The sequence below is a fragment of the Tolumonas osonensis genome, from assembly GCF_014202415.1.
Lineage (GTDB): Bacteria > Pseudomonadota > Gammaproteobacteria > Enterobacterales > Aeromonadaceae > Tolumonas > Tolumonas osonensis.
The window spans coordinates 106,457-130,057 of record NZ_JACHGR010000006.1 but is presented as its reverse complement, the minus strand read 5'-3'; the positions used below and the strand labels follow the sequence as shown (position 1 = coordinate 130,057).

19 protein-coding genes are annotated in these 23,601 nt (G+C 52.1%); 9 read left to right on the top strand and 10 right to left on the bottom strand.

Annotation, left to right across the window (positions count from 1 at the left end):
* Positions 1-38: 38 nt before the first annotated feature.
* Both ppk1 and ppx read left to right on the top strand, forming a co-directional pair.
* Positions 39-2,111 (top strand): polyphosphate kinase 1, encoded by a 2,073-nt coding sequence (gene ppk1, locus HNR75_RS09670; RefSeq protein WP_188026771.1) that lies wholly within the window; start codon positions 39-41, stop codon positions 2,109-2,111.
* Entirely contained in the window at positions 2,101-3,591 is a 1,491-nt protein-coding gene (ppx, locus tag HNR75_RS09665) for an exopolyphosphatase (protein ID WP_188026770.1), read from the top strand. The genes ppk1 and ppx overlap by 11 nt, the downstream gene beginning before the upstream one ends.
* Before the next feature lie 15 nt (positions 3,592-3,606).
* Here the strand turns inward: ppx and tadA are convergent, their stop codons facing one another.
* From tadA to HNR75_RS09630, 7 genes are all read right to left on the bottom strand, one after another.
* Positions 3,607-4,101 carry a tRNA adenosine(34) deaminase TadA gene (gene tadA, locus HNR75_RS09660; RefSeq protein ID WP_188026769.1) on the bottom strand — a complete coding sequence of 165 codons (495 nt, stop codon included), beginning with the start codon at positions 4,099-4,101 and terminating at the stop codon, positions 3,607-3,609.
* 125 nt (positions 4,102-4,226) lie between these two features.
* A complete protein-coding gene (locus HNR75_RS09655; protein WP_188026768.1) occupies positions 4,227-5,201 on the bottom strand; it encodes a PstS family phosphate ABC transporter substrate-binding protein in 975 nt (324 codons plus the stop codon).
* Between the two features lie 132 nt (positions 5,202-5,333).
* Positions 5,334-6,632, bottom strand: a complete 1,299-nt coding sequence (gene phoR / locus HNR75_RS09650) for a phosphate regulon sensor histidine kinase PhoR (RefSeq protein WP_188026767.1) — start codon at positions 6,630-6,632, stop codon at positions 5,334-5,336.
* Positions 6,633-6,640: 8 nt separating this feature from the next.
* A complete protein-coding gene (gene phoB, locus HNR75_RS09645; RefSeq protein ID WP_188026766.1) occupies positions 6,641-7,330 on the bottom strand; it encodes a phosphate regulon transcriptional regulator PhoB in 690 nt (229 codons plus the stop codon).
* Between the two features lie 83 nt (positions 7,331-7,413).
* Positions 7,414-11,175, bottom strand: a complete 3,762-nt coding sequence (locus HNR75_RS09640; RefSeq protein WP_188026765.1) for an AAA family ATPase — start codon at positions 11,173-11,175, stop codon at positions 7,414-7,416.
* Complete coding sequence (locus tag HNR75_RS09635) at positions 11,172-12,410, bottom strand: exonuclease SbcCD subunit D C-terminal domain-containing protein (protein WP_188026891.1); 1,239 nt, start codon at positions 12,408-12,410, stop codon at positions 11,172-11,174. The genes HNR75_RS09640 and HNR75_RS09635 overlap by 4 nt, the downstream gene beginning before the upstream one ends.
* Positions 12,411-12,470: 60 nt before the next feature.
* The gene (locus tag HNR75_RS09630; RefSeq protein WP_188026764.1) at positions 12,471-12,902 is read right to left on the bottom strand and encodes a GNAT family N-acetyltransferase; all 432 of its coding nucleotides are present in this window, start codon (positions 12,900-12,902) and stop codon (positions 12,471-12,473) included.
* 163 nt (positions 12,903-13,065) lie between these two features.
* On the opposite strand from HNR75_RS09630, the gene rdgC reads away from it, so the two are divergent.
* From rdgC to suhB, 5 genes are all read left to right on the top strand, one after another.
* Positions 13,066-13,974 (top strand): recombination-associated protein RdgC, encoded by a 909-nt coding sequence (rdgC, locus tag HNR75_RS09625; protein ID WP_188026763.1) that lies wholly within the window; start codon positions 13,066-13,068, stop codon positions 13,972-13,974.
* Between the two features lie 175 nt (positions 13,975-14,149).
* Positions 14,150-15,514: a prephenate-dependent tRNA uridine(34) hydroxylase TrhP gene (trhP, locus tag HNR75_RS09620; RefSeq protein WP_188026762.1), complete on the top strand. Its 1,365-nt coding sequence runs from the start codon at positions 14,150-14,152 to the stop codon at positions 15,512-15,514.
* A 2-nt stretch (positions 15,515-15,516) separates the two neighbouring features.
* Positions 15,517-15,771: a YfhL family 4Fe-4S dicluster ferredoxin gene (locus HNR75_RS09615; protein ID WP_015879141.1), complete on the top strand. Its 255-nt coding sequence runs from the start codon at positions 15,517-15,519 to the stop codon at positions 15,769-15,771.
* Entirely contained in the window at positions 15,772-16,014 is a 243-nt protein-coding gene (locus HNR75_RS09610; RefSeq protein WP_188026761.1) for a GrxA family glutaredoxin, read from the top strand. It abuts the gene before it with no gap.
* Between the two features lie 158 nt (positions 16,015-16,172).
* Positions 16,173-16,976, top strand: a complete 804-nt coding sequence (suhB, locus tag HNR75_RS09605; RefSeq protein ID WP_188026760.1) for an inositol-1-monophosphatase — start codon at positions 16,173-16,175, stop codon at positions 16,974-16,976.
* Between the two features lie 14 nt (positions 16,977-16,990).
* Here suhB and HNR75_RS09600 read toward each other — a convergent pair whose 3' ends face one another.
* Entirely contained in the window at positions 16,991-18,193 is a 1,203-nt protein-coding gene (locus HNR75_RS09600; RefSeq protein ID WP_281364938.1) for a benzoate/H(+) symporter BenE family transporter, read from the bottom strand.
* Positions 18,194-18,286: 93 nt separating this feature from the next.
* On the opposite strand from HNR75_RS09600, the gene HNR75_RS09595 reads away from it, so the two are divergent.
* Positions 18,287-18,847, top strand: coding sequence for a helix-turn-helix domain-containing protein (locus HNR75_RS09595; protein WP_188026759.1), 561 nt, complete (start codon positions 18,287-18,289; stop codon positions 18,845-18,847).
* Positions 18,848-18,976: 129 nt separating this feature from the next.
* Positions 18,977-21,295, top strand: a complete 2,319-nt coding sequence (locus HNR75_RS09590; protein WP_188026758.1) for a sensor domain-containing diguanylate cyclase — start codon at positions 18,977-18,979, stop codon at positions 21,293-21,295.
* Between the two features lie 28 nt (positions 21,296-21,323).
* Here HNR75_RS09590 and HNR75_RS09585 read toward each other — a convergent pair whose 3' ends face one another.
* Positions 21,324-22,142, bottom strand: coding sequence for a shikimate 5-dehydrogenase (locus HNR75_RS09585; RefSeq protein ID WP_188026757.1), 819 nt, complete (start codon positions 22,140-22,142; stop codon positions 21,324-21,326).
* Between the two features lie 78 nt (positions 22,143-22,220).
* Positions 22,221-23,591 (bottom strand): MFS transporter, encoded by a 1,371-nt coding sequence (locus HNR75_RS09580; RefSeq protein ID WP_188026756.1) that lies wholly within the window; start codon positions 23,589-23,591, stop codon positions 22,221-22,223.
* Positions 23,592-23,601: the final 10 nt, after the last annotated feature.

Genomic DNA, 23,601 nt, shown 5'->3' with positions numbered 1-23,601 from the left:
AAGCGATGCTGCAATAATAAAGAGCGGTGAGGACAGGAATGAGTAGTGACAAATTGTGGATTGAAAAAGAACTAAGCTGGCTCTCTTTCAACAGTCGGGTATTGCAGGAAGCAATGGACAAGTCTGTCCCGCTGATCGAGCGGGTTCGTTTTCTCGGCATCTTCTCCAATAACCAGGACGAATTTTTTAAAGTACGCGTCGCCGATGTAAAACGGCGAGTACTGATTCATAAAGAACATGGCGGCGATCCCAAGGCTGAAGAGCTATTGCATACAATTCAGGATCGCGTCATGGAGCTTGGGGCAATTTTTGATAATACCTATCATGAACTGATGATGGCATTGGCCCGGCACAACATATTCCTTATCAATGAAGAACAGACCACTCCGGAACAGCAGGCCTGGCTGCGCCGTTTTTTTAAAGAAAAAGTATTGCGTCATATCAGCCCGATATTGCTGACCAGCGACAGTGATCCCGTCAGCTTTCTGAAAGACCAGTACACCTATCTCGCGGTTAAGATGAAAAAAGAGGGCGAACGCGGGAAATACGCCCTGATTGAGGTGCCGACCGAGCATGTTCCCCGCTTTGTTCCGGTACCCAGTGATGGCAACCGCGGCAAGAAGGTGTTGATCATTCTGGATAACGTGATCCGTCTGTGCCTGGATGATATTTTCCGCGGCTTCATTGAATACGACACCATAGCCGCCTATTCCGTGAAAATGACCCGGGATGCCGAATTTGACCTGTCATCCCAAATGGATCTGACATTGCTGGAAAAAACCAGTGAAGGTCTGAAGCAACGTCTGAAGGCGCTGCCAGTTCGTTTTGCCTATGACCGTGACATGCCGCAGGCAATGGTGCAATTCCTGACCAGCAAACTGGAAATGAGTCATTACGATTCGATTATGCCCGGTAGCCGTTATCACAATTTCAAGGATTTCATCGGCTTCCCGAATGTCGGCCGTCCGTATCTGGAAAACTACAAGCTGCCGGCGCTCGACTGCAACGACTTCGAACGGCATCAGACGGTTTTTCAGGCGATTACCGAGCAGGATATCCTGCTGTATTACCCATACCACAAGTTCAAATACATGACCGAGATGCTGCGGCAGGCTTCGTTTGATCCGGCGGTCAGCTCCATCAAGATGAACATCTACCGTGTTGCCAGCCAGTCACGGGTGATCGATTCCCTGATCGATGCGGCGAACAACGGCAAACGGGTGACAGTGGTCGTTGAACTGCAGGCCCGGTTTGATGAGGCCGCCAATATCAAATGGGCAAATCGTCTGAAAGATGCCGGCGTGAAAGTGCTGTTTGGTCTGGATACGCTGAAGGTGCACTCCAAGCTGTGTCTCATCACCCGTCGGGAAGGTACTGAACATGTTCGCTATGCGCATATCGGCACCGGTAACTTTAACGAGAAGACCGCAAAGATCTATACCGACTTCTCGCTGTTTACCCGTAATCAGGAGATCGCGGCCGAAGTGGATAACGTGTTCGAATTTATCGAACATCCTTACCGCCGCATCAAGTTCAATCATCTGCTGGTATCACCGATCAATTCCCGTCGCAGTATTTACCGCCTGATTGATAATGAGCTGACCAATGCCAAAGCAGGTTTACCGGCCGAGATCATTATCAAGGTCAATAACCTGGTCGATCAGGGTATCGTGCAGCGACTGTATGCCGCCAGCCAGGCCGGTGTCACCATCCGTATGATTGTGCGCGGTATGTGCTCCCTGGTGCCGGGCATTAAAGACATCAGTGATAATATCCGGATTATCAGTATCGTTGACCGTTTTCTGGAGCATCCCCGTGTTATGGTGTTCCATAATAATGGTAACCCGAAAGTCTTTATCTCTTCTGCCGACTGGATGACCCGGAACCTGGATCACCGGGTGGAAGTCGGCACACCGATATATGATGAACGGCTGAAACAGCGGATCATAGACCTGCTGGAAATTCAGTTCAGCGATACCACGAAAGCGCGTGTAATTGATGCGGATCAACGCAACAACTATGTTCCGCGTGGAAATCGTCGTAAAATCCGTTCACAAGTATCTATTTACGAATATCTGCAACGACTGGAGCTACCGACTTATGCCGAATAACATGCTTGCTGCGATCGATCTGGGTTCCAATAGTTTCCATATGATGGTTGCCCGGGTAGTTGACGGTCGTTTGCAGGTGGTTGATCGGTTAAAGGAACGGGTTCGTCTGGCCGAAGGCATGGACGATTTCAAGAATCTGTCGGAAGAAGCCATGAAGCGCGGGCTGGATTGTCTCGCGCTGTTTGCCGAAAGAATGCAGAGTATTCATCCGGATGATATCCGTATCACCGGCACTTATACCCTGCGCGTTGCCCGTAACGCGCAGCAGTTCGTTGAGCGGGCGAAGCAACTGCTCGGTCATCCGATAGAAATCATTTCTGGTCTGGAAGAGGCGCGCCTGATTTATCAGGGAGTGTCTCATACTCAGCATACGCAGGGCCGGATGCTGGTGATTGATATTGGTGGCGGCAGCACCGAGGTAATCATCGGTGAAAAATACCTGCCGATGGCGCTGACCAGCCGGAAAATGGGCTGTGTCACGTTCAGCAAGGAGTTTTTCAGCAACGGCAAGTCCTCGGAGAAAAACTTCAATGCCGCCATTCTTGAAGCGCTGCACCAGCTTGAACCTATTCTCACCCAATTTACCTCGCTGAGCTGGCATCAATGTCTAGGCAGCTCCGGCACGATTAAAACCGTGAAGGAACTGCTGCTGGCTGCCGGCGGGGATGGTCTGATTACGCTGGCGGGTCTGGAACATCTGAAACAGCAGATGATCCAGCAAAAATACATCGCAGAGCTGGATTTACCTGGCCTGACAGACGACCGACGCCCCGTGATCGCTGCCGGCGTGGCTATTATGATTGCATTATTTCAGGGACTGGGAATCGAACACATGGAATATTCTGACGGTGCGTTACGTGAAGGGATCCTTTATGAATTTGCCTCGCGTCAGGAACAACATGATATTCGTGAACAGACCGCGAAAGGGCTGGCCGATATGTATCATCTGGATACACTGCAGGCCAACCGGGTTAAAAATACCGCCCTTTCCTTGTTTGACTCTGTGGCAACCAGCTGGCAACTGCCACCGGATCAGATGCGACCGCTGCTGAGCTGGGCCGGTGCACTGCATGAGGTCGGGCTGGTTATCAACTTTTCTGCTATTCAGCGCCACTCTTCCTACATTTTGCAGAACTCTGATCTGCCCGGATTTAACCAGGAAGAACAACAGGCATTGGCGGCGCTGGTACGTTTTCACCGGAAAGCCATTAAGGCTTATGAATTCACTCCGATCCCCAACTATGAAGATCAGGCGGTCTGGCGCACGATTCGTTTATTACGTATCGCAGTCGCATTGCACCACCGCCGTATGGATAACATTCTGCCGCACATTGCTATCCGCGTATCCGACGATATCATGACGCTGATCCTGCCCCGCAACTGGACAGAGAGTAATAAACTGCTGATGCAGAATCTCGAGCGCGAACAGAAATACCTGAAAGCGATGTTGTGGGAGCTGCAACTGGAAGTGGTGGATTAAAACCACCTCCGCCAATCACACCTTCGGCTGCAGTTTGGCGGCTTTCTTTTCTGCCCGGCGACGACGGAAAAAATCACTCAGTTGCCGGCTGCAGGCTTCGGCCTCTACCCCACCGGTGACACTGACAACGTGGTTATGCCGGGGATCACTCAGCACATCAAACACCGAACCGGCCGCACCGGTCTTCAGATCACTGGCGCCATAAACCAGCCGTTCAATCCGGCTGTGGATCATCGCACCGGCACACATGACACAAGGCTCCAGCGTGACATAGAGTGTTGCCCCCAGCAGACGATAATTGCCTATCTTTCTGCCGGCCTGACGAATGGCCATGATCTCGGCATGCGCACAGGGATCATGCTGGCAGATAGAAAGATTCCAGCCTTCTCCGATGACTTCATTATTCAGCACTAATACGGCGCCAACCGGTACCTCGCCCGCCTCTTCGGCACGGCAAGCCAGTTGCATGGCGTATTGCATCCAGTAAATATCGTGTTCTGTTTGTGACATTGTCCATCCTCGTTGAGGGAGCCTATTATGCCCGAGAGGAGAGAAAAATCAGAGAAAGGAAACAAGTTTGAAATGCAGAAAACAAAACGGAGCTCAGAGAGCTCCGTCTATATCTGACAAGATGATTACTTGGTCAGGACTTCCAGTTGTTTTTCAACAACTTTAGCTGGCAGCGGAACGTAACCGTCTTTTTCTACGATCGTCTGACCTGATTTGGACAGAATCATCTTCAGGAATTCGATCTGCATCGGATCCAGTGGTTTGTTCGGTGCCTTGTTCACGTAAACGAACAGGTAACGAGACAGCGGGTAAGTGCCGTTGATCGCGTTATCTTCGGTTGCTTCAACGAAAGTTTTACCACCGTCTTTTGACAACGGAATGGCTTTCACGCCAGAAGTCTTGTAACCGATACCTGAGTAACCCAGACCGTTCAGAGAAGCAGCAACAGACTGAACTACAGAAGCAGAACCTGGCTGTTCGTTAACGGTGTTCTTGAAGTCACCTTTACACAGCGCATGCTCTTTGAAGTAACCGTAAGTACCGGATACTGAGTTACGGCCGAACAGCTGAATATCTTTCGCAGCCCACTCACCGGTCAGACCCAGATCACCCCATTTGGTAGTAGTCTGTGTACCGCCACATTTCAGCGTAGAAGAGAAAGTCTCATCCAGCTGCAGCATGGTCATCCCTTTGATTGGGTTGTCTTTGTGCGCGAATACAGCCAGCGCATCGATCGCTACTGGTACTGCTGTTGGTTTGTAACCGTAACGTTTTTCGAAGGCTTCGATTTCGCCATCTTTCATTTTACGGCTCATCGGACCAAACTGAGAAGTACCTTCGGTCAGCGCTGGTGGTGCAGTAGAGGAACCGGCCGCCTGGATCTGGATGTTAACGTTCGGATAAACACGTTTGAACTCTTCCGCCCACAGGGTCATCATGTTAGCCAGTGTGTCTGAACCAACAGAAGACAGGTTACCGGAAACACCGCTGACCTTCTGGTATTCAGGCAACGCTTGATCTACACCGGAAGCCCAGCTTTGCGTTGCCATGAAGGTGGCCGCAGCAAAACCAACAACGCTAACTACTTTATTCAGTTTCATCACTTTCTCCAGTTGAGAATGTTCTCTAAGTTGACGCAGACAAGTATCCACGACCAATGTGATCAATTTAATAAAGATAGATGACAGTTGTATGACAGCAAAATAAGTTTATGAAAAAGGCTGACCACGGGGTCAGCCTTTGACAACCAGACTTTCCGGAATACGGAAGCTGAAACAGCTGCCTTTTCCTGCGGTGCTCTCGATATTCAGCAAAGAGTCATGATGACTCAATGCATGCTTGACGATAGCCAGCCCCAGGCCAGAGCCGCCAGTTTGCCGCGAGCGGGCTTTATCCACACGATAGAAGCGATCAGTCAGCCGTCCCAGATGTTCCAGCGCAATTCCCTCACCTTCGTCGGTTACCGCAAACCGGGCCTGAGCACCATCACGATACCATTCGACAGTAATTTTGCGGCCAGCCGGTGTGTACTTGATTGCGTTGTTGACCAGATTGGTCATGGCACTGCGCAGTTGATCCTCATCGCCGTAAATCTTGAGGTCGGGATCAGTCTGAAAAATGATGTCATGCCGCATTGAGCCACTAAGCGCTTTCGCCTCATGTTGCAGCATAAGCAGCATTTTCGGTACATCGACAATCCGGGTCCGATCGATATCGGTAGCCACTTCAATACGGGAAAGCGTCAGTAACTGGTCGACCAGATTATCCATCCGCATGGTCTGCTCCAGCATCACCTGCTGCATTTTTTTCCAGCGGACGGGCGGCGGCAGTTCATCCTCCAGCATTTCCAGATAACCTTTCAATACGGTTAGCGGTGTGCGTAATTCATGCGAAACGTTGGCGACAAAGTTTTTGCGCATATTTTCGATACTCTTGATATGAGTAACATCGCGCACTACCAGCATGAATTGATCTTCCGCATACGGCATCACCCGGGCTTCCAGGATTTTGTCATCATTTACCGGCGATGGCATCACCAGCGGTTCCGTAAACTCGCGCAATTGCAGAAAACTGACAAAAGCCGGCGTACGGATCAGGTTACTGATATTTTGCCCGGAATCTTCCGGCCAGCGAAAACCCAGACATTGCGAAGCCAGACGGTTACACCAGATGATAGACCCATCATTACGACAAACAACCGCTGCATCCGGCAGTGCTTCAGCCCCTTCCCGGAAACGGCGAATCACCGCAGCCAATTCACGCCGGCGGGCCCGGTGGCGTTGCTGTAACCGGTAGATACCATTGAAAATCAGTTCCCAGGTTCCCGGACCCTGTGGCGGAATCAGGCTGCGATCGTTCCACAACCAGTCCTGCAGCCGTTTCTGATAACGGTAAAACCAGAATATATGATAGATACAGGCAATGATCAGGGCTTCCTGCCAGTAACCAAGTAATGCGCCAACCACCAAAAAAGGTGTGTATAACACAACCACTTTTTTGATGATTGATGCCCAGTAATCAGGTCGTTGCATAAGATCCCTTAAATTCGGGAGGAAAAACGATAACCGGATCCACGTACCGTCTGAATTAACACGTCATGACCGGTAACAGCCATTGCTTTACGTAAACGGCGAATATGCACATCAACCGTACGATCTTCCACGTAAACGTTGGTACCCCATACGTTGTTCAGTAACTGCTCGCGGCTATATACTCGTTCAGGATGTGTCATAAAAAAGTGTAACAGACGAAATTCTGTCGGCCCCATCTCCAGCGGTATATCATTCGCAGTTACCCGATGTGACACCGGATCAAGACGCAGTCCCTGAACATCAATGATTTCTTCTGTGGCTGTCGGCACGACGCGACGCATAACCGCCTTGATACGTGCCGTCAGTTCTTTCGGTGAAAAGGGTTTGGTGATGTAGTCGTCTGCACCGACTTCCAGCCCCCGGACTTTGTCCTCCTCTTCCCCGCGGGCAGTCAGCATGACAACCGGGATATTCCGTGTCAGCTCTTCCTGTTTCATCAGTTTGATAAACTGAATACCGCTTCCGCCCGGAATCATCCAGTCCAGCAGAATCAGATCAGGATAGGGTTCTCTTACCAGTGCGACCGCTTCCGAAAAGTCGGCAGCCTCAACCGGATGAAATCCTTTTTGTTCAAGCATGAAGCACAACATCTCGCGGATGGGTGCTTCATCCTCAACCACCAATACACGCATTGACATATTACAAACCCTTTTATGACAAATATTATGTCATTATCAGAAGGTTTTGTGACAGTTTTATGATAGGCAAACGGCCTGTCATATCAAGGCAATATAATTCTGCTTTCACCACCGCCCAGACTTTGTACTTTGATTTGGACACCAATCCGCTCCACCAGCGTCTGCACATGCGAAATCACACCGACCTGACGCCCCGCCGCCTGCAGCGCATCCAGACTGGCGATCGCTGTGTCCAGACTTTCCGGATCCAGTGTGCCAAAACCTTCGTCAATGAAGAGTGACTCAATACGGGTATCGTGTGATGACAATGATGACAAACCCAGTGCCAAAGCCAATGACACCAGAAAGCTTTCACCACCGGATAACGATTCGACGGCACGGATATCATCGCCCATATCCCGGTCAATGACCTGCAGGGCCAGATCGGTACCGGGCACCCGCTGTAGCTGATAACGCGGCGCCAGTTCTTCCAGATGACGGTTTGCCAGCCCCAGTAGCTGCTCCAGCGTCAGGCTCTGTGCGAAGGTCCGAAATTTCGCACCGTTAGCAGAACCAATCAGATCACTGAGTTGCTGCCAGCGATCACTGATTTTTTGCTGTGCCTGATAAGCCTGTTGTAGGTCGGCCAGGGTGACTGCCGCTTCTTCCGCCTGTAATAGCAGACGCTTCACCTCAAACAGTTGCTGATCCAGTTCCTGTAACTGTAATTTCAGTTCCTGCTGCAAAGCAGTTAGCAGACCGGACTCCAGACCTTTCCATTGCGGTTGAGCCTCCTGCAACATTTCGCAACGTCTGCGTTGCAATTCTGCCTGTTGTTCTCTCTCCTGCAGGCGGGTTCTTACCTGTGTCAGCTGGTCATCCAGCAAGGCCAGTTGTTCCCGCTGCAACCGGACCTGTTCTATCGGCACCAGCAATAACTGCCGAATGTCATATTCACTCATACCCAGTTTCTGCTGATGCTGCATGGTGCTGTGCAGCAGCGTTCGTTGCTGGGCCTGCAACTGTTCCAGATGATGTTGCTGGCTGGTGACCTGTGACTGCAATGCAATACGCTGTTCCTGCCAGCGTTGCAACTTCTGCTGCTGCAGTTCCACCGTTTGCCGGTTCTGCTGTAAACGCAGCGCCCATTGTTCTTCCAGCGGTTCTGCCGGTTGACCCTCCAGACATGCCTGGCGTTGCTGTAACAGTTGCTGGTAATCCGAGTGGATTCGGGCCTGTTCCTGTTGCCGCAAATCCAGCTGTTCCTGCAAAATCTGCAACCGGCTGGTCTGTGCCGACATCTCGGCCTGTAACTGCTGATACTGCTGTTCGGTTTCCATCCAGCGTTGTTCTGCACGCAGATATTCCTGGCAACATTTTTGCCAGCTTGTCAGCCATACAGGCCCCTGCTGTATCGTCAGATAATCACGCCATTCCAGTGGTGATAGCTGCTCATCCAGCGCGAGTTCAGTCTGCTGCAGACGCAGTTGCAAGGCGGATTGCTGTTGTTGCAGCAAGTCACAGGCACTTTGCAGCTTGTCGGCGCGACTGCGTAATGTCATCAGTTCACGTTCGTAATCCTGCGCCTGCTGCGTCAGTTCCTTCTGCCGGTTCAGTAATTGTTGCTGACGCTCAAACTGGCTGCGGCCGCGCTCATACTGCTGATGCAATTCACCGGCCTGTAATGTGTGCTGATGTTGTACCTGTGCCAGCGTGGTGACCAGCGGCAACCACTGCGATTCATCGCCGGGCCAGGCCGGAAGCAACGCGATATAATCCTGACGCAGGTTCTGCCATTGGAGCTCCAGCACATGCAAGGCCTCATCCAGATGAGTCAACTGCTGAACCAGCTCTTTTTCGGCCCGGATCGTCTGCGATTCCGCTTCCTGTAACTGCGCACTTTCTATCTGTATCCGGTCTGTCTGTTGCTGCAGGAAAAGCTGCTGCCGTTCCAGTTGCAGCAGCAGACTGTCGGAAACCGTCTCAATCCGGTGCGGATGATGGGTCGAGCCACATAACGGACAGGGCTCGTTTTCTACAAGATAGGCCCGGAAATCCTGCAGCCGACTGCGTAGGCGGGTTTCCTTCAGCGTCTGATTAACGTCCTGCCACTGTTGCTGCAGCGCCTCAAGCTCCGGCTGCAATGCTTGCCGGCGATCCGCGATGTGCTGCAGGCTTTGTCTGCACTGTTGCTGACGCTGCAATAGCCCGCTTCGTTGCCGGTATCCCTGAACAGCCTGCTCTGCCACCCCTTTCAGGTGATAACAGCGCTCCGCTATCCCCTGCACTTCCAGCCAACGGTTATGCAGTTGCTGTAACGCCTGCCATTCCTGAACCTCACCTTCCTGCTGCAGACGCAACTTAATATTCTGCAGCGCATCCTGCTGATGCTGGAAATGATGCTGTAATGCAACCCGGGCCTGCTCCAGCTCTTTCAGTTGCTGCTGATCTGCGGAGATCTGCTGATGTTGCTGCTGCCAGCGTTGTTTCTCGCCGAGATAATCCTGCATGGCCTTGAGCAGCGGTTGCTGTTGCTGTGCCTGTCGCTGCCAGTGATGATTGTCTTCCAGCCATCGCTGTAATCCGTCACGCTGTTGCTGCAGTTGATCCAGAGTATGGTGCTGTTGTTGCCGGATGTGATGCTGCTGTGTCGTTTCTGTCTGCAACACCAGCAACTGTTCTGTGGCGAGCTGCATCTGCTGCCGGCGCTCTTTCAGCGAGTTATCCAGTTCTCTGGCCTGACGGATTTCCCGCTGTAACACGGCAAAGCTGGCTTCATCGCCCTCCCGTTGCTGTAATGCCTGCTGAACCTGCAGTTGCAGCGGTTGTTCCTGTTCCTGATGCCGGCACAACTGCAACTGGGATTGCTGCAATGTTTCAGTGACCCGCTGCAATTCCAGCAACGTCCGATCAGACTGTTCGTGAGCAGGCCGCGCGACCTGAACCCGTTCCAGCGAAATCAGACGCTGCCGGGCCGGCTCCTGTGTATGCCACTCTTCGGTGACGGTCTGCAGCTCCTTACGGGATTCATCAGTTGCCAGCTGTAATTCCTGCAACCGCTGCTGCATATCCTGCCATTCCTGTAACAGGGTCAGCTGTTGCGCAGTTTGTTTTTGCTGCAACGACACCGTCTGCAGTCGGGATTGCAGATTTTCACGTTCTTCCGGACTGAACTGGGGCTGATCGCCGAGCTTCTCTTCCAGCGCTGTCAGTTTCTGCCGTTCTGCCTTTGCCCGTTCATAGGCTGCGACCGAAAGCGCCGAGTAATGCTCGGTCCCGGTCATGCGCTCCAGTAATGCGGAACGCTCATCCATGCCGGCTTTCAGAAACGCGGCAAAATCGCCCTGCGGCAGGATCACCGCGCGGCGGAACTGCTCCCAGCTCAGACCAATTTTTTCATCAATTTGGCTTTGCACATCGCGCTGACCACCGGCATAAGTAACCCCCCCTTCCGTCAGTTGCCGCAGCGAGCGTTCCTGTTTCTGACATTTACCGTCCGGGCGGTTCCGGGCCCGGCGCACCGACCAGCGGGCACAATATGACTGACCATCACGGCCGGTAAAATCCACTTCGGCATAACCAGACACCGCACCACGGCTCAGGATCAGCCGTACATCATTGGCTTTCAGCCGGTCCGGATCATCCGCCCGGCCAATTTCCGCCATATTCTTTTTATTGGCAGGAAAGCGCGCGATTTGATCGTATAAGGCCAGACAGATTGCATCGAGAATCGTGCTTTTACCGGCACCGGTATTGCCGGTAATGGCAAACAGACCGCTGTCACCCAGCCGGCCATGGGTAAAATCAATACTGAACGGATGTGTCAGGCTGGCCAGGTTCTCTCCGCGAACCGCTAAAATTTTCATGATGCGACATTCTCCAGCGCGGTTTCCAATTCCTCAAAGCAGCCGAGCAGATCCTCATCCGGCGATGAGGCATACTGCCGCTGGTAACAAAGCGCAAAGACTTCTTTCGCTGATAGCGAGTCAAGCGGTACGCTGGTCATCTGATCGGCCATGCCCAGGCCGTGGCCGCTGTATTCGATATGGATCCGGGCCAGACGCACCGGTTTGTCTGCCAATACGGCCAGGATCCGCTCCCGCAACCGGGCCTCCGGTTTTTCCAGTCTGACCCGGACTTCCAGAAACGGCTGCTGATTATGGGGTAATTCATTCAGTGACAGCGCATTCAGCTCCGCCAGCACGTCATCCAGTGGCGCGGGCGTGGCCGGAATACGCAGAATATCAACGACGGTTGGAATCCGGATTTTATCGCTGACCGAGATCTGATTATCCGTCACCGTCAGTTCAATCAGCTGATGCGGATAATGCTGCTCCGCCAGGGATAAGGGTAACGGCGAGCCGGCGTAGTGCACCTGTTCACTGAGTGACTGCGCCAGATGCAGATGCCCCAGCGCCACATAATCCGCGCCATTGAATACCGATAACGGTAAGGCATGCTGATTGCCGCCAAGAACCTTACGCTCGGATAATTCGGAGAGTTCGCCACGTTGCAGATAAGCGTGTCCCATCGCCAGTACAGGCTGTCCGGCGGTGCGCTGCGCATTGATACAGGCAAAAACCTGCTGATAGACCTCGGCTACACCGGCAACCAGCCGGTCTTCGTCGCTATTTTGCAGTTCCTCACTTAGCCGCAAATCCGCACTGCGCAGAAACGGCACCGCCGCACACCAGGCCCGGATCGCACCGGTTCGATCTTTCAGCGGAATCACCAGTTTTTCGCTGTTCAGCTTGCCGTCGGCATCACGTTCAATGGCTCCGATCAGATGCAGATCAAACGAGCGGAGCAACTCATGCGGGGCATCCAGCTTGGAAGGTGAATCGTGATTACCGGCGATGATAATGACATTCAGATGAGGTCGCTGCTGGCGCAATGTTGCCAGAAACTGATAAAAGAGCTGCCAGCTGGTCGCGGAAGGATTCGCGGTATCAAAGATATCACCGGCTACCAGCAGCCCATCGATATCCCGTTCAGAAATCTCATGCAGCAGCCAGTCAAGGAACGAACGGTGTTCAAAATAGCGTTCATGACCATGCAGACGATGACCCAGATGCCAGTCGGCGGTATGCAGTAATTTCACGATGCTCAACAACAGATCAGGAAGTGATTACCCGTAACATGATGGCTGAGACGTTTATTTTCAAGCGCTACGACATTCCATCCAGTACTCTTCCAGTTGCCAGACCGGATGTTTATGCGCTTCTTTTATCCTGAATCCCTGTTTCTGATAAAACTCGATTTCGTCAGCATGTTCCGCACAGGCCCGGTGATATAACACCGGATGATGCTGTTTAGCGAAGTTCAGTAGTTCTTCGGCCAAATGCTGATTGTAATTTGCCGGTTCTACATAGAGTTCCAGCAGTTCATTTGCATTTAATGCCACAAAGCCGACGACATGATTTTCATCATCGGCGACCCAGACTTCCGTGCCACATTCCAGTTGCTTACGCATCGACTCCTGTCTGTGCCACCAGGTCGCCGCAGGCAGAAATTCGTCGGCATGCAGAGAAGCCTGCAACCAGATTGCGGTCAGTTGTGGCATATCTTGTGGTTCGCTGCGTCGAATCACCATAGCTTACTCCAGATTAAACCTAACCTTAGTTTATCCAGCTCATCGGAAGAGGTTGATGGGGGGTTATCAGGTTGTGAAACAGCTCCGTTTTTTCTCCGGGGAATGCAGAAGAGATCACAATGCTGCTAGAATGCGTTTTCTTTGGAACATGACAGAGGTCGCCATGTGGTTTAAAAACCTGCAACTGTATCGCTTTACCCGTCCGTTTGAACATGATGCTGACAGCCTGGAAAAAATGCTGCAGAGCCATCTGTTTTCTCCCTGCGGCAATCAGGACATGAGCAAATTCGGTTGGGTTTCTCCGCTGGGCAGACATGCAGAAGTGCTGGTGCATGAAGCGCAGGGACAACTGTTGTTGTGCGCCAGAAAAGAAGAAAAAATGCTGCCGGCATCCGTCATCAAGGACACGCTGCAGGAAAAAATCGATGAAATGGAAGCCGCGCAAGGTCGCGCGCTGAAGAAGAAAGAGAAAGAGGCACTGAAGGAAGAGATCCTGCATAGCCTGCTGCCCCGCGCCTTTACCCGCTCCAGCCAGACCTTCCTGTGGATCAATCCGGCAGAAAACTATCTGGTTGTGGACGCCGGTTCGGCCAAAAAAGCCGATGACGTGCTGTCACTGCTGCGTAAATGTACCGGTAGCCTGCCGGTCGTGCCGTTTGCCCTGCTGAATCCGCCGGAAATCACCATGACCGAGTGGCTGAATGAAGGTACTGCACCGGGTGGTTTTGTGCTGGAAGACGAAGCGGAATTGCGCTCTGCGCTGGAACACGGTGGCATCATCCGTTGTAAAGAGCAGGATCTGGTATCTGAAGAGATCAAAGGTCATCTGCTGGCCGATAAAATGGTGACCAAACTGGCACTGAACTGGTCTGATACCGTCAGCTTCGTTCTGGCGGATGATTTATCCATCAAACGGCTGAAATTCAGTGAAGAACTGCGCGAACAGAACGATGATGTGGTCTCGGAAGATCATGTTGCCCGCATGGATGCCGACTTCGCACTGATGACCGGTGAACTCGCCAAATTCGTCCCGGAACTGATCAAAGCGTTGGGCGGAGAAAAAGCGGAATAACCGCATCCATTCCGATCCAAACCAGTTAAAAGCAATGCCAAAACAGCGGGAATGAGAATTTCATCCCGCTGTTTTCACAGATATATCTTTAATACCCCTTTCCAGAGTACAATCGCGCGCCCGATGCCATCAGGTGGCATCTTACTGACCTGTGATCAGACCAAGAGAGAATAAAATGTTTAAACCAGAATTACTGTCTCCGGCGGGAACGCTGAAGAACATGCGTTACGCTTATGCCTACGGTGCCGATGCAGTTTATGCCGGCCAGCCACGCTATAGTCTGCGGGTGCGCAACAACGAATTCGATCATGCCAACCTGCAACTCGGTATCAACGAAGCGCATGCCCTGGGCAAAAAACTGTATGTTGTTGCCAATATCCAGCCGCATAACTCCAAACTGAAAACCTTCGTTCGCGACATGAAACCGGTCGTGGATATGGGACCGGATGCCTTAATCATGTCTGATCCGGGCCTGATCATGATGGTGCGCGAGCACTTCCCGGAAATGCCGGTGCATCTGTCTGTACAGGCCAACGCCGTTAACTGGGCAACCGTAAAATTCTGGGAAAAGATGGGGCTGGAACGCGTCATTCTGTCGCGTGAACTGTCTATCGAAGAAATCGAAGAAATCCGCCAGCAATGCCCGGATATCGAATTGGAAGTCTTTGTGCATGGCGCACTGTGCATGGCCTATTCCGGTCGTTGCCTGCTGTCCGGCTATCTGAACAAGCGTGACCCGAACCAGGGTACCTGCACCAACGCCTGCCGCTGGGAATACAACGTGCATGAAGGCAAGCAGGACGATGTTGGTCAGATCGTGCACAAGCAAGAGCCTATCCCGGTCAAAGTTGAGCCAACCTTAGGTATCGGTGCGCCTAGCGATGCCGTCGTGCTGCTGGAAGAGAAAAACCGTCCGGGTGAATTCATGACCGCGTTCGAGGATGAACACGGCACCTATATCATGAACTCCCGTGACCTGCGCGCGATCCAGCACGTCGAGCGTCTGACTAAGCTGGGCGTGCATTCGCTGAAAATTGAAGGCCGGACGAAATCTTTTTACTACTGTGCACGTACTGCACAGGTATACCGTCAGGCCATTGATGATGCCGTCGCCGGTAAACCGTTTAATCCGGATCTGATGAAGACACTGGAAAACCTGGCGCACCGCGGTTACACCGAAGGTTTCCTGCGTCGTCATGTGCATTCTGATTATCAGAATTACGACTATGGCTATTCCGTTTCCGATAGCCAGCAATTTGTCGGTGAAGTGCTGGAACGCACCGCCAACGGTATGGCGAAAATCGCCGTGAAAAACAAGTTCCTGGTGGGTAACAATCTGGAACTGATGACGCCACAGGGCAATTTAAGCTTCCAGCTTGCCCACATGGAAAACAAGAAAGGTGAGCAGATCGAAGTTGCGCCGGGTGATGGCCATATTGTCGAAATTCCGGTACCGGATAACATCGATCTGAACTACGCCATTTTGCTGCGTAACCTGAACGAGACCGAAACCACCCGTCAGCCACACGCGGCGGTTTAATAATGGCGCTGTTGATTACTGAGGCTTGTACCAATTGTGATATGTGCGAGCCAGAATGTCCGAATCAGGCCATTTATATGGGCGACAAGGTGTATGAAATCATGCCTGATCGCTGTACCGAATGTGTGGGCTTCTATGAGGAGCCCACCTGTGTGCGGGTGTGTCCGATCAACTGCATTATCAGTGATCCGGCCCATCCGGAATCAGAACTGGAATTGTTAAACAAATTTATATCACTTTACGAAAAAGGAGATTAAATGGAACTCGTCACCATTTATGGCAAACCTGATTGCCCTTACTGTGAAATGGCGGTGAAGCTGTGCGAGGAGAAAGACTTCGCCTTTACCTACATTGATCTGTTTGCCACCGGGATGACCGTTGCCGATCTGCAGAAAAAAGTAGGCCAGCCGGTTCGTACCGTGCCACAAATCTTTGTCGGTAAAAAACATGTTGGCGGCTATACCGACTTCTACAAAGCGGTTACCGAAAATCTGTTGTGATCCAGCTAATTAATAGCTGAATTCAGTGGCACGGATGCCGCTGCGCCCTTCTGGTATTGCATTTTCCTCTAAAAGAACGTTGCCTGTTTACTCCCCTCGCCCTATAATCGCGCCGTTTTCTAAACCCCCGTTCTTTAACATCCAGTGGTGAATCCATTATGCATCCCATGCTGAATATTGCTGTTCGCGCAGCCCGTAGTGCAGGTCAGGTTATTGTCAAGAATTTTGCTGATCCAAGCAAAGTTGAAACCATGCAAAAGGCGATGAACGATTTTGTTACCAACGTTGATCGTGAAGCGGAAAACGTGATCATTCAGACCATCAAAAAATCCTATCCTGACCACAGCATTGTGGCTGAGGAAAGCGGTCTGACCAGCGGTAAAGATGCCGACTACCAATGGATCATCGACCCACTGGATGGCACCACCAACTTCGTAAAAGGCATTCCTCACTTCGCTATTTCTATCGCGCTGCGCATCAAAGGTCGCACCGAAGTCGGCGTGGTTTATGATCCAATCCGTGATGAACTGTTCACTGCTTCCCGCGGTGCCGGTGCTCAGCTGAACGGCTACCGTATCCGTTGTGGCAATGCCAAAGATTTGGGTGGCTGTGTACTGGCGACTGCGTTCCCGCATCGTCACCGTCACCACTACCAGTCTTTCCTGACCATGTTCAATAACATTTTCCAGGAATGCGCTGATATCCGTCGTGCTGGTACTGCCAGTCTGGATCTGGCCTACGTGGCCGCAGGCCGTATGGACGGTTACTGGGAAATCGGTCTGAAACCATGGGATCTGGCTGCTGGCGAACTGATCGCCCGTGAAGCCGGTGCCATCGTGACGGATTTTGCCGGTGGTCATAACTATGACAACAGCGGCAACATCGTTTGCGGTAACCCGCGCGTAGTGAAATCACTGCTGGCTAAAATCCGCGAAGAGCTGCCTGAATCACTGTCCAAATAAGTGATTCCGATGTGCTACCGGCTGCGGTAGCACATCATCACCACAATTCCCGCCACCAGCCCCCAGAACGCAGAACCGATCCCCCACAACGTCAGACCACTGGCTGTAACCAGAAAAGTCAGTAACGCCGCTTCCCGCTGATGGGCATCATGCAATGCCGCATGCAGGCTGGCACCAATCGTCCCGAACAGAGCAATCCCCGCCACGCCCATGATCAGTGCCGCAGGCAACATCCCGAATAAGGCGACAATACTGGCGCCGAATATCCCGGCGATCAGATAAAAAATCCCGGCAAACACGGCCGATTTATACCGCTGCGCCGGATCTTCATGCGCTTCCGGCCCCATACAGATGGCCGCGGTAATGGCCGCCAGATTAATCGCAAAGCACCCCAGCGGCGCCAGAATCAGGTTGATCACACCAGTTACTGTCAGTGATGCAGAAACCGGCGCCGGATAACCATTCGCCCGGATCACGGCAATGCCCGGCAGATTCTGTGATGCCATCGTCACGATAAACAACGGTAAACCTATCCCGAGCAGCGTCGCCATATCGAAGACAGGCCATGTCAGGACCGGAGCCACCAGAGTAAGCTGCGGCATATCGCTTTGCAGTAAATTCTGCTGCCAGGCAACCACACCACCGGCGATCAGAACCAGCAGGATCGCATATCGCGGATACAGCCGTTTCGCCAGCAGATAAACCAGCAGCATGCTGGTAATCAGCCACGGCTGCAGCGGTAACTGTTCAAACACTTTCATACCGAACCGGACCAGCACACCCGCCAGCATCGCCGAGGCCAGTGCAGTCGGGATTTTATGCATCAGCCGGGCAAAGATACCGGTCACACCACTCAGCATGATCAGCAGCGCCGAAAACAGAAACGCCCCTGTCGCCAGCGAAGGTGTAACCCCTTGCAGACTGCTGATCAGTAATGCCGCGCCCGGCGTCGACCAGGCAGTCAGCACCGGCTGCCGGTACCACAAGGAGAGAATCAGGGTACTCAACCCCGAGCCGAGACAAAGCGCAAACAGCCATGAGCCGGTTAGCAGCATATTCGCGCCGTTCATGCTGTTCGCCGCCTGAAAGATCAGGGCCACGGAGCTGCTGAAGGCCACCAGATTCGCCACCAGGCCTGCGACCGGTAAACTTAATGCAAAACGCATGGTTACATCCTTTTTACTGAGATCCCACAGAACAAAACGTTGCTGACGCATTCGCCAGCACCTATCCTTGAACGTTATAACGCTCAAAGTACCATGCTCGCACCTTGTGCGCTATAACGCACAAACAAAAAGACAGGATCGGATATGCAAGACTTAACCCGCCACATCGCAGCGACGCTTCAGCAATTACGTAAACAACGGGGCTGGAGCCTGGATAAAACCGCGGCGGCCACCGGTGTCAGTAAAGCTATGCTCGGGCAGATTGAACGCGGCGAATCCAGTCCGACCGTCGCCACGCTCTGGAAAATTGCGACCGGATTTGAAACCTCTTTCTCGACATTTCTGGAACCCTCAGCCCAGACCGAGGATATTTGGCGCAGCCATGCTTCAGCCGGGATACAGCACCAGCATCAGAACGACATCACCGCGAAAGCCATCATTCCGTTTGATCCACAATCCGGATTTGAATTACTCCAGATCACGCTGCCAGCCGGTATTGAATATCTTTCAGCCGCTCATGCCCGCGGGGTCACTGAATATGTGATCCCGCTGGACGGTACACTGGAGATCATGAGTGACGACCAATGGCATCAGCTGGCCGCCGGTGATGCCATCCGCTTTGATGCTTCCGGGGCTCATGGCTACCGCAACAGAACGGAACAACCGGTCAGTTTTCACAATCTGATTTGTTATCCTTCTGCCTGAGATCAGACCCGGTGCTTACATTATCAACGCTATACTTTTAATCAGGGAGATCGCAGGTACACACGAGCAAGGTAGGTAGCTTAATTGCCTTATCAGGGACTGAATCTAGTCAGCAGACGCCGGATTTATATGCTTGCCCCCGGTCTGGTTTTGATACTGGGATTACTTCTGACATGGATTGAAGTTGCCGATATCCGTCAGCAGGAAACCGGTAAGGCACTTGCTGAGCTCAATATCAGAAGCGATGAACTGATCACCGATCTGGAACGACGTCTTTCCTATAACGGCGGTATCCTGCAAGGCGTTACCGGTCTGTTTGCCAGCAGTGATCAGGTCTCCCGCGACGAATTTATGCGTTATATCCAGCAGTTGAACCTCCCTGTCTATAATCCGGGAATTCAGATGATCGGTTATAGCGACTATATCCCGGACGCCGGAAAACAATCCCATATTGCCGCGGTCAGAGCGGAGGGCTTTCCGGATTATGACATTACCCCTACCGGTATGCGGGAACACTATTCGCCGATGGTCTATATCGCATCACCCGATGCACAGTATGTGCAACTGATGGGAGATGACATACTGGCCGAACCATTGAAGATGCAGGCCGCCAGCCAGGCCCGCGATTCAGCCAGCGTCGTAATGACCGGTAAGCTCCCCGCCCGGGAGGAAACAACACATCACCCTGTGCCGGATGTGTTTCTGTTCAGCCCGGTTTATCAAAACAATCTGCCTGTCTCGACGGTTGAACAACGCCGGGCCGCATTAAAAGGCTGGGTTTCTGCCGCAATCCGGTTTGACGCGCTGCTGATACACCATCTGCAGCAGGCTGATTCCGATTTTTCACACCAGATCGCACTCCGTCTGTATTCGGGCAAACACCCTGATTTACAACAAATGGTGATGGATACCTACCCGTCAGGTCTCTTTGATGCCGACGGAAATGAAATGCTCAGAACTGCGGAAATTCTGAGGGCAGACTGGACATTGCAGATCAAGCCGTTGCCGGCTTACCTGGCTGGTAGCATGGAAGAAAAGAGCAGCACGATTGTTCTGATCGCCGGTATCATTCTAAGTCTGTTTTCCGCCTTTCTCAGCTATGTCATGGTCAGTTCGCACCTTCGGGTGGCCCGGGCATTACTGGACGCAGAGCAAGCCAATCTTGCTCTGGCCAAACAGGAGGCGTTATTGCGGGCCGTCTATGACAGCTCCTCCGTCGCGGTATTACTCATGAGTAATACCGGGAAGATTATCTATACCAACCAGCGGGTAGCCGAACTGTACCGGCAGCCTTATGACGGTTTACCGGGATGCTATGTTTATCAGCTACTCACCGAACAGCAGCAGACGGAACTGAAGCAGGCAGTAGCAAAATTACTGCATAAAGAAACAGATTCGTTTGTTCTGGAACAACGCTGCCGACGCAGTGATGGTTCCGATTTACTCATTCTTGTCAGCGGGCAGCCATTCCGGGGTAAAAACGGTGATATCAGCGGCATTGTGATCGTACTGGAAGACATCACCGAACGCAGAAAAAATGAAGCCGCCATGCAACTGGCCAGCACAGTGCTGGATGCCAGTCCCGGCGGGATCCTGGTGACCGATGCGGACAAACGCATTATTGCCGTCAATCCGGCCTTTACCCGGCTCACCGGTTATTCGCTGGAAGACATTCTGTATCAGAATCCACACATATTATCTTCCGGTCAGCAGGATGAGACTTTTTATCAGTCCATGTGGGCATCCATACAACAACATGGCCGTTGGGAAGGTGAACTGGTGAACCGGCGCAAAGACGGCCAGTTGCTGCCGGAATTGCTTTCTATCAGCCAGGTATCCGATAAAAAAGGTAATGTGGTCAATTATGTCGGGATGTTTCTTGATATCACCGAACGCTGGCAAGCAGCAAGCCGTATCCAGTATCTGGCGCATCATGATTATCTGACGGGTCTACCCAACCGGTTAGCATTAGTTGAACATGCCACCCATGCACTGACTCTTGCCCGGCGTTATAAACGGCGCCTGGCCATTTTCTATATCGATCTGGATCGGTTCAAACCGATCAATGATCTATACGGACATAATGTGGGCGATATCATCTTGAAGATGGTGGCACAACGGCTGCTCAGCATGGTTCGTGAGTCTGATACCGTCTGTCGTCAGGGTGGCGATGAGTTCGTGATCCTGTTGCCGGAATTCACTGATGTCGCTCACCTGGAGAGGCTGGCAATCAAAATCCGAGAGGAAATACAGGCTCCCTGTCAGATCAGCGATATTGAAACGCCGCTGACGGTTTCGGCCAGTATTGGCATTGCGACCTATCCGGATAATGGAGAAACTGTTGAGACCATTATTCAGAGTGCCGACAGCGCCATGTATAGTGCCAAAGCAGATAAAGAAAAACATATCTGCTTTGCCCCTTCATTATCGACCGCCAGAGAAGACTGAACATCAAATGATAAGGTAGCCTTCCTGATTATCCCCGGGCGTATTTCGCCGCCTGCTGAAACAGTTCATCATCCGGGCGAATGCCGGTATAAAGCACGAACTGTTCTACCGCCTGAATGGCAAATACTTCCGCACCGGTGATCACCTTTTTCCCCTGCGCTCTGGCATAACGAATCAAAGGTGTTTCCGGCGGCAGTGCGACCACATCAAAAACAACCTGAGCAGCATTAATAGCCTCTTCGGCAAAAGCCAGTGTTTCAGCCTCTGCACCACCCGCCATGCCAATCGGGGTAACGTTGATCAGCAGATCGACCTGAATGCCATCCATCTCCGCCGCCCACTCAAAACCGTACAATCCGGCCAGATGCTTTCCGGCTTCCTCATTCCGGGCCACAATAACACCCTTTTTAAAACCGGCATCTTTCAGGGCACAGGCCACCGCTTTGGCCATGCCACCACTACCGCGCAGGGCGAAGGTCAGCTGATTGGAAACCTGATGTTCCGCCAGCAATTTGGCAATCGCAATATAATCCGTGTTATAGGCTTTCAGATAACCATTGGTGTTCACGATGGTATTCACCGAATCAATGGCTTTGGCGGAAGGGTCCATCTCATCCACCATCGGGATACAAGCTTCCTTGAAAGGCATCGAGATCGCGCAACCACGGATACCTAAGGCACGGATACCGCCAATCGCCCCTGCCAGATCTGTAGTCGTAAATGCTTTATAGAGATAATCGAGATCTAACGCGTCATATAAGAAATTATGAAAACGGGTGCCAAAGTTGCTCGGGCGCGCCGCCAGTGACATACAAACGACGGTGTCTTTATTTAAATGCCGGGTCATACTGCAAACTCCTGATAAGATATGAAGGCGGAATAAGTGAATGCAGCGGATTAAACTACCAGCAAGGGATAAAAATACCTAGCTGCCGGCCGCCACAATCTGTTCCAGATCACGCCGGGACGTTTGTTTGGTATCCACCTTCACGTAAGCAGCCATCTCTTCCCAGACCAGCACCACATCGGCCACACCAGGCTGGGCTTTGATATTCTCAGCGAGCAAGGAATATTGCTGTTTTGCTGAATCCGGTAATACGATCCGCAGACTGCTGACATAGGGCGGCTGCCGCATGGTCAGGCTGACCAGCAACCACAACGTAACGATGACTATGCCGGCAAAGAACACCAGAGCGGTGCCGTTCAGCTGTAATAACCAGCCGCCCAATGAGCCACCGACGGCAACGCCCAGGAACTGACTGGTGGAATAAAGCCCCATCGCGGTGCCTTTATAACCCGCCGGCGCTACTTTACTCACCAGCGATGGCAATAAGGCTTCCAGCACATTAAAGCCGATAAAGAACAGCTGAATGCCAATGAAAACCATCCACAGCTTCAGATTTGCGAAAAACAGCACTGCTTCCGCAAGCAGAAAAAGGACCACACAGCTGATAAACACGCGTTTAATGCGGCGGTATTTCTCGGCATAAATAATAAAAGGAATCACCGCGACAAATGACACCAGCATGGTGACCAGATACACCTGCCACTGCTGTTGACGCGGAAAACCTGCTTGTTCCATGGCGACCGGTAGCGCCACAAAACTGGCCATCAGCAATGCATGCAGCGCAAAAATACTGAAATTCAGTTTCAGTAATTCCCGTTCCATGATGACAGTTTTTAAATTACCGCTGACAAAAGCCGATTCACGATTCAGCACATGCTGCTGTGGTTTAGGAATGAAAAACAGCGTCGTGATAATCGCCAACCCGGACAACACTGCAGTTCCCCAGAATAATGCTGACAACCCCAAAGCATGCGTGATCACCGGCCCCAGTACCATCGCAACCGCGAAGGTAATACCGATACTGACCCCGATAAAGGCCATCGCTTTGGTGCGATGCTGCTCGCGGGTCAGATCAGACAACAGCGCCATCACTGCGGCTGAGATCGCCCCTGCTCCCTGTAAGGCACGACCGATAATGATGCCCCAGATGGAATCGGCACAGGCCGCCACTACACTTCCCAGCAGGAAAAGCAGCAGACCACCAATAATCAGCGGGAAACGACCAAACTTATCCGACAATAAGCCAACCGGGATCTGAAATAGTGCCTGCATCAGGCCGTAGATGCCGATAGCCAGACCAATCAGCGACTCGCTGGCTCCGTGCAGCGCCATGCCATAGGTCGTCAGCACCGGCAGCACCATAAACATGCCAAACATGCGCAATGCGAACACAGCGCCCAAACCAAAGGTGGCACGGCGTTCTGTCGCCGTCATCCGGTTATCATGCATGTCAGCTTAT

Bases quoted from the DNA above. Each gene is read 5' to 3' on its own strand.
- ppk1 (WP_188026771.1), top strand. From the start codon at position 39: ATGAGTAGTGACAAATTGTGGATTGAAAAAGAACTAAGCTGGCTCTCT.
- ppx (WP_188026770.1), top strand. From the start codon at position 2,101: ATGCCGAATAACATGCTTGCTGCGATCGATCTGGGTTCCAATAGTTTC.
- tadA (WP_188026769.1), bottom strand. From the start codon at position 4,101: ATGTCACAAACAGAACACGATATTTACTGGATGCAATACGCCATGCAA.
- HNR75_RS09655 (WP_188026768.1), bottom strand. From the start codon at position 5,201: ATGAAACTGAATAAAGTAGTTAGCGTTGTTGGTTTTGCTGCGGCCACC.
- phoR (WP_188026767.1), bottom strand. From the start codon at position 6,632: ATGCAACGACCTGATTACTGGGCATCAATCATCAAAAAAGTGGTTGTG.
- phoB (WP_188026766.1), bottom strand. From the start codon at position 7,330: ATGTCAATGCGTGTATTGGTGGTTGAGGATGAAGCACCCATCCGCGAG.
- HNR75_RS09640 (WP_188026765.1), bottom strand. From the start codon at position 11,175: ATGAAAATTTTAGCGGTTCGCGGAGAGAACCTGGCCAGCCTGACACAT.
- HNR75_RS09630 (WP_188026764.1), bottom strand. From the start codon at position 12,902: ATGGTGATTCGACGCAGCGAACCACAAGATATGCCACAACTGACCGCA.
- rdgC (WP_188026763.1), top strand. From the start codon at position 13,066: ATGTGGTTTAAAAACCTGCAACTGTATCGCTTTACCCGTCCGTTTGAA.
- trhP (WP_188026762.1), top strand. From the start codon at position 14,150: ATGTTTAAACCAGAATTACTGTCTCCGGCGGGAACGCTGAAGAACATG.
- HNR75_RS09615 (WP_015879141.1), top strand. From the start codon at position 15,517: ATGGCGCTGTTGATTACTGAGGCTTGTACCAATTGTGATATGTGCGAG.
- HNR75_RS09610 (WP_188026761.1), top strand. From the start codon at position 15,772: ATGGAACTCGTCACCATTTATGGCAAACCTGATTGCCCTTACTGTGAA.
- suhB (WP_188026760.1), top strand. From the start codon at position 16,173: ATGCATCCCATGCTGAATATTGCTGTTCGCGCAGCCCGTAGTGCAGGT.
- HNR75_RS09600 (WP_281364938.1), bottom strand. From the start codon at position 18,193: ATGCGTCAGCAACGTTTTGTTCTGTGGGATCTCAGTAAAAAGGATGTA.
- HNR75_RS09595 (WP_188026759.1), top strand. From the start codon at position 18,287: ATGCAAGACTTAACCCGCCACATCGCAGCGACGCTTCAGCAATTACGT.
- HNR75_RS09590 (WP_188026758.1), top strand. From the start codon at position 18,977: ATGCTTGCCCCCGGTCTGGTTTTGATACTGGGATTACTTCTGACATGG.
- HNR75_RS09585 (WP_188026757.1), bottom strand. From the start codon at position 22,142: ATGACCCGGCATTTAAATAAAGACACCGTCGTTTGTATGTCACTGGCG.
- HNR75_RS09580 (WP_188026756.1), bottom strand. From the start codon at position 23,591: ATGCATGATAACCGGATGACGGCGACAGAACGCCGTGCCACCTTTGGT.